General features: G+C 74.7%; 3 protein-coding genes and 1 pseudogene. 3 read left to right on the top strand and 1 reads right to left on the bottom strand.

What is annotated here, in order from left to right:
* A pseudogene (locus GCU69_RS07260) lies at positions 1-366 on the bottom strand (hypothetical protein); the annotation flags it as partial.
* A gap of 316 nt (positions 367-682) precedes the next feature.
* Between GCU69_RS07260 and fmt the strand changes: the two are divergent.
* The 3 genes from fmt to GCU69_RS07275 all read left to right on the top strand — a co-directional run.
* Positions 683-1,612 (top strand): methionyl-tRNA formyltransferase, encoded by a 930-nt coding sequence (gene fmt, locus GCU69_RS07265; RefSeq protein ID WP_156205448.1) that lies wholly within the window; start codon positions 683-685, stop codon positions 1,610-1,612.
* A 210-nt stretch (positions 1,613-1,822) separates the two neighbouring features.
* Positions 1,823-2,284 carry a nuclear transport factor 2 family protein gene (locus GCU69_RS07270; protein WP_156205449.1) on the top strand — a complete coding sequence of 154 codons (462 nt, stop codon included), beginning with the start codon at positions 1,823-1,825 and terminating at the stop codon, positions 2,282-2,284.
* Positions 2,285-2,395: 111 nt separating this feature from the next.
* Positions 2,396-3,172 (top strand): transcription antitermination factor NusB (locus GCU69_RS07275; protein WP_328629982.1); only part of this gene is annotated, 777 nt, incomplete at its 3' end.

The raw sequence follows: 3,172 nt of genomic DNA on the forward strand, positions 1-3,172 counted from the left end.
GACACCGCGCGCCGCGGCCCGCCGGGCGCCGCCGTAACGGCGGTGCACCGCCTGCTTGGTGACGCCGAGCGCGGAGCCCACGGCGTCCCAGGAGAAGCCCAGCGACCGGTCGAACTCGACCGCCGCCGTCACCAGCGTCTCGACGCTGTCCCGCAGCTCCTGGGCGAGCCGGACGGTGGGGGCCGGTGCTCTGCCGTACACGACGAAGCCCGCGGACGGCGTGCCGCGGCGCGGGCGGTAGACGTTGCCCAGCTGGGCGGTGAGCGTCCGCAGCGCGTCCACCTGCCGGCGGACCCGCTCGATGTCCCGCACCAGCAGGTGCAGGCTGGCCCGGGCCTGGGTGTCGTGCGTGGAGTGGTCGGCCATGAACAAGCCTCTCGAACCGGCGTTGCGAAGGAGGGGCCGGGGAGCGGCCCTCATGGTGGTCAATCTCCCTTGACCAACGCCCGACGGCCCCGCTGGTCACGCTGTCGGCACGGTACGGGCCGGAACGGGGGGCGCGCGGCCGCACGTACGCCCCCTGCGACCGGTGTCCGCGACCCCGTGGCCATAGACTGGTGCGCTCCGTGCGCCTCCGAGCCCCGGCTCCCGCACGCCCGGTGCGCCCGGCGGAGGACCGGATTCCCCCAGGTCCGCGTCCGCGGCCTGGCAGCCGACCCTTCCGAGAGGCAGCGCATCCGCGATGAAGCTCGTCTTCGCCGGCACCCCCGAGGTCGCCGTCCCCTCCCTGGACGCCCTGATCGCGTCGGACCGGCACGAGGTCGCGGCCGTGGTCACCCGGCCGGACGCGCCCGCGGGCCGCGGCCGGCGGCTGGTGGCGAGCCCGGTGGCGCAGCGGGCGGAGGAGGCGGGAATGGAGGTGCTCAAGCCGGCCCGGCCGCGGGAGGAGGACTTCCTCGCCCGGCTGCGGGAGATCGCGCCGGACTGCTGCCCGGTCGTCGCCTACGGCGCGCTGCTGCCCCGGGCCGCCCTCGACATCCCGGTGCACGGCTGGGTCAACCTGCACTTCTCGCTGCTCCCCGCGTGGCGCGGCGCCGCCCCGGTGCAGCACGCGGTGCTGGCCGGGGACGAGATGACGGGCGCCTCGACGTTCCTGATCGAGGAGGGCCTGGACTCGGGGCCGGTGTACGGCGTGGTCACCGAGGCGGTGCGGCCCACGGACACCAGCGGTGACCTGCTGACGCGGCTGGCGTTCGCGGGTTCCGGGCTGCTGGCCGCGACGATGGACGGCATCGAGGACGGTTCGCTGCGCCCCGTGCCCCAGCCCGCCGAGGGGGTCACCCTCGCCCCCAAGATCCGTGTCGAGGACGCGGAGATCGACTGGTCCGCGCCCGCGCTCCGGGTCGACCGGGTCGTGCGGGGCTGCTCCCCGTCGCCGGGGGCGTGGACCCGGTTCCGGGGCGAGCGGCTGAAGGTCATGTCGGTCGCGCCGCTGCCGGACCGCACGGATCTCGCCCCGGGTGTGCCGGCGGCCGGGAAGAACGCGGTGTACGCCGGTACGGGGTCACACGCCGTGGAGCTGCAGTGGGTGCAGCCGCAGGGCAAGAAGCCGATGCGGGCGGCCGACTGGGCCCGGGGTGTGCGGATCGGCGCCGACGAGAAGCTGGGCTGAGAGACCGTAATCCTGTTGCTCCGGTGATCCCGGGGCAGTAGGCTCGGAAACCAGTAATCAAATTTGATTAGACTGGGCTGTTGTCCGAGTATGCCGCTCGGGCGCTGCCCGGGCACCGGGCGCCGCCGCCCAGGCGCTGGGCCCTGCCCGGACGCTTCCGGGCGGCGCCCGCGGCGACGCAGAAGACTTCGAGGGGACGGGGAGAACCGGATGACGGAACAGCAGACGGTGCCGGCGGCGGGCGTCGGCTTCACGCCGAGCGACGAGGACCGCCGGGGCATCGAGGAGTGGTTCGCGCGGTACGACGCGCTCAGCGCCGCCGGCGAGGTCGAGAGCATGGCCGACATGGCGGTGTTCCCGCTCAACGTCGTCACCTCGGACTCGGCCGGGGACGGGCTGGCCGACCAGTGGAGCCGTGAACGCTTCACCCGCACCATGAGCGAGGTGCTGGGCGGCGCCGGCGACGGCGGGATCACCTTCGAGTCGGTGCGCACACCGCACTTCCTGACCGCCGAGCTGGCGGTCGTCGTCACCGAGGCGACGATGACGGCCGGCGGCCACACCGAGGCCATGCGGTATGCCGACGTCCTGGTGAAGCGCGGCGGCTCGTGGTTCTTCCAGACCATGATCCAGGGCGGTTGGGGGGACGCCCTGCGGCAGTCCGCGCAGTGAACGGGGCCCGCCCGCGGGACCGCTGCCTCCCGCCCCCGGGGCCGCGGTCCCGCGGGCGGGCAGGGCGTAGGCTGGATCGGTCAGCCCCATAACCCGCGGAGCACCTTTCTCGTGACCGACCAGCCCCGTCGCAGCCGTCCCGGCAAGCCCTACCGCCGCCCCCGCAAGGACCCCGTCCGGATCCTCGCGTTCGAGGCACTGCGGGCCGTGGACGAGCGGGACGCCTACGCCAACCTCGTCCTCCCCCCGCTGCTGCGCAAGGCCCGTGAGGAGGACGGCTTCGACGGCCGGGACGCCGCACTCGCCACCGAGCTGGTCTACGGCACGCTGCGCCGCCAGGGCACGTACGACGCGATCGTCGCCGCCTGTGTCGACCGCCCGCTGCGCGAGGTCGACCCGCCCGTCCTGGACGTCCTCTGCCTCGGCGCTCACCAGCTCCTCGGCACCCGCATCCCCACACACGCCGCGGTCAGCGCCAGCGTGGAGCTGGCCCGGGTGGTGCTCGGCGACGGGCGGGCGAAGTTCGTCAACGCCGTGCTGCGCAAAGTCGCCGCCGACGACCTCGACGGCTGGCTGGACCGGGTCGCGCCGCCCTACGACGAGGACCCCGAGGAGCATCTCGCGGTGGTGCACTCGCATCCCCGCTGGATCGTCTCCGCCCTCTGGGACTCGCTCGGCGGCGGCCGCGCGGGCATCGAGGACCTGCTGGAGGCGGACAACGAGCGGCCCGAGGTGACGCTGGTGGCCCGGCCGGGCCGCAGCGAACCGGGTGAACTGCTGGACCTGCTGGGCGAGGAGTCCGGGCTGCCCGGCCGCTGGTCGCCGTACGCGGTGCGGCTGGCGGAGGGCGGCGAGCCGGGCGCGCTCGAACCGGTCCGCGAGGGCCGC

It is taken from the genome of Streptomyces lycii (assembly GCF_009735685.1).
Taxonomy (GTDB): Bacteria; Actinomycetota; Actinomycetes; order Streptomycetales; family Streptomycetaceae; genus Streptomyces; species Streptomyces lycii.